This is a genomic window from Planomonospora algeriensis, assembly GCF_977012225.1.
Genome location: NZ_CDRNDK010000501.1, coordinates 1 through 4215 on the forward strand (window position 1 = coordinate 1; position 4215 = coordinate 4215).

Genomic DNA, 4215 nt, shown 5'->3' on the forward strand with positions numbered 1-4215 from the left:
GCTGAGACGGCCGCCAGGACCACCGGCCCGCCTCCGTGCGCACCAAGAAAAACCACCGCACGAACGGGACCCGGCCGAACCACCGCACAGCCGAACCACCGCACAGCCGAACCACCGCACGGCTGGGACCCGGGAAAAGGTCAGGCGGCGGTGGCCATCTTGCGGAGGCGGGCCAGCGCGTCGCGCTCGATGCGGCGGGCGCGGTCGCGGCCGATGCCGTAGCGTTCGCCGACCTCGGTGAGCGTGTGCTCGCGCCCGTCGATCAGGCCGTAGCGCCAGCGGAGCATCTCGCGCGTCTGCCCCTCCAGCCCGGTCAGCCACTGCTCCAGGCGCTCGCGCTCCAGGATGTCCATGGCCTGCTGCTCGGGGTCGGCCCACGTCTCGTCGGCGATCATGTCGCCGAGCTCCGTCTCGTCCTCGTCGCCCACCCCGAGCTGGAGCGAGACCGGGTCGGAGGCCCAGCGGCGCAGCTCGCGGACCCGCTCGATCGGCAGCTCCAGCACAGCCGCCAGGTCGGCGTCCGTCGGCTCGGCGTCGAACTCGGCCAGCATGTCGCGGCGGACCCGCATCAGCCGGGTCATCTGCTCCCCGGCGTGGGTGGGCAGCCGGACCGGGCGGGCCTGCTCGTGGATCGCCCGGCCCACGGACTGGCGGATCCACCAGGTGGCGTAGGTCGAGAACTTGTAGCCGCGCCGGTAGTCGAATTTCTCCACCGCGCGGACCAGGCCGAGGTTCCCCTCCTGGACCAGATCGATCAACGGCATTCCGCGCCCGGAGTATTTGCGCGCGACCGCCACCACAAGACGTAGATTGGCCTGGATGAATTCGTCCTTGGCCCGCTGTCCCGAAACGGCCAGCCGTTCGAGCTCCTCGTCGGCGGCGTCACCGATCCTCGGCTCCGTCGACCCGCCGTCCAGCAACTGCTCCGCGAAGAGGCCGGCCTCGATCCGCTTCGCGAGCTCGACCTCCTCCTCCGCGGTCAGCAGCGGGACCCGCCCGATCTCCGCCAGGTAGGTCCCGAGCAGGTCCCGATCCGAGACGTGCTGGTCCTGCGTCCGATTCCCCGTCGGCCTTGCCATTCGATGGCACCTCGCTCCGCCTGCTTATGGCGTGCCCGCCCGCTCGCTCATACGCCCCGCGCGCACGGACACGTCGCTTGCCTAATCAACGCATGGGTCAGGGCAAAGATTCCCTAAAGAACTACGTCCGGAGAACGGTTTCACTTTCCTCCTCAAGGAGGATGCCTCCGGCCGCCATGACACAAGCGGTGCGGGTTACCCGGGATCGCGCCCGTCAAACGATCCGGCGCCCCTCCTTCCACACCTGCAGCACCAGAGGTACCCCCGGGCGGTAGGCGAGGTGGACGTAGGAGGGCGCGTCCAGGACCACCAGGTCCGCGCGGGCCCCCACGGTGAGCGCGCCGACGTCGGTCCGGCGCAGCGCCGCCGCCCCGCCGGCCGTCGCGGCCCGGACCGCCTCCAGCGGCGTCAGCCCCATCTCCCGTACGGCCAGCGCCACGCAGAACGGCATGGAGGAGGTGAAGGAGGAGCCCGGGTTGCAGTCGGTGGCCAGCGCCACGGTGGCCCCGGCCTTCAGCAGGCGGCGCGCGTCCGGGTACGGCGAGCGGGTGGAGAACTCCGCTCCCGGCAGCAGGGTGGCCACCACCCCGGCGGAGGCGAGCGCCTCGACGTCGGCGTCGGTCAGGTGGGTGCAGTGGTCGGCGGAGGCGGCGCCCAGCTCGGCCGCGAGCAGCGCGCCCGGCCCCTCCCCCAGCTGGTTGGCGTGCACGCGCGGCAGCAGCCCGGCCTTGACCCCGGCGGTGAGGATCTCCCTGCTCTGGTCGGCGTCGAACGCGCCGCGCTCGCAGAAGACGTCCACCCAGCGCGCGTACGGCGCGCAGGCCGTGAGCATCTCCCCCGTCACCGTGCGCACGTAGTCGTCGGCGGAGGCGGCGTCCGGGGGCACGACGTGCGCGCCCAGGTACGTCGTCTCCTCGGTGAAGCCCTGCGCGATCTCCAGGCAGCGCCGCTCGTCCTCGACGGTGAGCCCGTAGCCGCTCTTGATCTCGACGGTGGTCGTGCCCTGGGCGAGCATCTCCGCCACCAGCGCGGCGGTCCCGGCCGCGAGCTCGGGCACGGTGGCCGCGCGGGTGGCCTCGACCGTGGTGCGGATGCCCCCGGCGGTGTAGCGCTCCCCCGACATGCGGGCGGTGAACTCGGCGGTGCGGTCGCCCGCGAAGACCAGGTGGGCGTGGCTGTCGACGAACCCGGGGAGCACGCAGCGGCCGTCGACGTCCACGCGCTCGTCCGCGCCCGGGTCGTCTCCCGCGCGGCCCGTCCACACCACGCGGCCGTCCTCGACGACCAGCGCGGCGCCGGCGATCTCCTCCCGCCCGGGGTCGCCGGTGTACAGCAGGCCGATCCGGTCGAAGACCGTGCTCGTCACACGCCCACCCCTCGCGTCTCGCCGATCGCGGTCTCCAGCAGCGTGCCCACGTCCCCCAGGACGTGCCGCCCCTCGGCGACGACCTGGCGGCCTCCGGAGACCACCGAGTGCACGTCCGCGGCCGTGGCGGCGAAGACCACGGCCTCGGCCGCGCCCAGCCCTCCGGCGGACGCGCCGCTGCCGGCCGTACGGACCGAGTCGAGCCGGACGGAGACCAGATCGGCCCAGGCCCCCGGGCAGAGCGTGCCGGCGTCGGGGAAGCCCAGCGAGGCGTGCCCGGCGGCGGTGGCTGCCGTCAGCAGCTCGGCGGCCCGCCAGTGGCCGCGCCGTTCGGTGGCCAGCCGCTCGTCCAGCTCGACCGCGCGGGCCTCCTCGAACAGGTCGACGACCGCGTGGCTGTCGGAGCCGAGCGTGATCGGCGAACCCGCCTCGAACATCGCCCGCGCCGGGCCGATGCCGTCGGCCAGGTCCCGCTCGGTCGTCGGGCACATGCACACGTACGTGGTGGACTGCCCCAGCAGCGAGACGTCCGCCTCGGAGACGTGCGTGGCGTGCACGGCGGTGGTGCGCGGGCCGAGCACGCCGTGCTCGTGCAGCACCTGGACGGGCGTGGCGGAGTACATCTCGACGCAGGCGGTGTTCTCGGCCCGCTGCTCGGAGACGTGGACGTGCAGCGGGACCCCGTGGTGGTGGGAGAAGGCCGCGACCGTGCGCATGTGCTCGGGCGGGACGGCGCGGACCGAGTGCACGGCCGCGCCGACCTCCACGTCCGGCGCGCCGTCGTAGGCGGCGCACAGGGCCTCGGCGCGCGCCGCCCACCGCTCGGCGTCGCCGTCGGTGAACCGGTGCTGGACGCCGTCCAGCGCGACGCCCATCCCGCCGCTCAGGTAGCAGGCGTCCAGCAGGGCGATCCGCAGCCCCGCCTCGCGCGCCGCCGCCACGAGCGCGTGGCCCATCGCGTTGGGGTCGTCGTACGGCGTGCCGTCCGGCCCGTGGTGCAGGTAGTGGAACTCCCCGACGCAGGTGATCCCGGCCAGCGCCATCTCGGCGAACACCGCCCTGGCCAGCCGGAGGTAGGAGTCGGGGTCCAGGGCGCGGGCCACGCCGTACATCTGCTCGCGCCAGGTCCAGAAGCTGCCCCTCTCCGTCTGGGTCACCCCGCGCAGGGCCCGGTGGAAGGCGTGGGAGTGGGCGTTGGCGAGGCCGGGGAGGGTCAGGCCGCGCAGGCGGACCGCCCCGGCCGGCGGTTCGGCCACGCCGGGCGTGACCGCCGTGATCCGGGAGCCGCCGACCGTGACGACGACGCCCGCGGCGACCTCGCCCGGCGGCAGCCAGGCCAGCTCGCACCAGTAGGTCAGCTCCGACACAGCTCCTCCAAGGTGGCGGCGAGGGCGGCGACGCCCAGGTGGCAGTCGGACGTCTCCGCGTGTTCTTCCGGAGAGTGTGAGATGCCCGTTGGATTGCGGACGAACACCATCGCGCTGGGAACCCCGGCGGCGGCGAGGATCCCGGCGTCGTGCCCGGCTCCGGTGGGCAGCACCGGCACGGGCCCTGCCCCGGTGGTCCCGGCGGCCGACGCCAGGCGGTCCCGCAGGGCGGCGTCGAAGTCGACGGCCGGGGTCCACGACTCCTCGCCCACCTCGGCCCCGGACGACTCCGCCAGCTCGGCGACCAGCGCGCGGACCGCGCCGGCGTCCCCGCCCCTGGCGTCCAGCCAGGCGCTGACCAGGCCGGGGATGGCGTTGGCGCTGCCGGGCGAGACGCGCGCTC

4 protein-coding genes are annotated in these 4215 nt (G+C 74.2%); all 4 read right to left on the reverse strand.

Features of this window, described 5'->3' with window-relative positions:
* Positions 1 to 140: 140 nt before the first annotated feature.
* The gene (locus ACWJ6R_RS31155) at positions 141 to 1079 is read right to left on the reverse strand and encodes a sigma-70 family RNA polymerase sigma factor (RefSeq protein ID WP_449065651.1); all 939 of its coding nucleotides are present in this window, start codon (positions 1077 to 1079) and stop codon (positions 141 to 143) included.
* 214 nt (positions 1080 to 1293) lie between these two features.
* Positions 1294 to 2445 (reverse strand): imidazolonepropionase, encoded by a 1152-nt coding sequence (gene hutI / locus ACWJ6R_RS31160; RefSeq protein ID WP_449065652.1) that lies wholly within the window; start codon positions 2443 to 2445, stop codon positions 1294 to 1296.
* Positions 2442 to 3812, reverse strand: a complete 1371-nt coding sequence (locus tag ACWJ6R_RS31165) for a formimidoylglutamate deiminase (protein WP_449065653.1) — start codon at positions 3810 to 3812, stop codon at positions 2442 to 2444. Before ACWJ6R_RS31165 ends, hutI begins: the two co-directional genes overlap by 4 nt.
* Positions 3800 to 4215 (reverse strand): M20/M25/M40 family metallo-hydrolase (locus ACWJ6R_RS31170; RefSeq protein WP_449065654.1); only part of this gene is annotated, 416 nt, incomplete at its 5' end. The genes ACWJ6R_RS31165 and ACWJ6R_RS31170, both read right to left, overlap by 13 nt.

What these genes read in the sequence shown, in the direction of transcription:
- ACWJ6R_RS31155 (WP_449065651.1), bottom strand. Translation starts at nt 1,079, where the DNA reads ATGGCAAGGCCGACGGGGAATCGGACGCAGGACCAGCACGTCTCGGAT.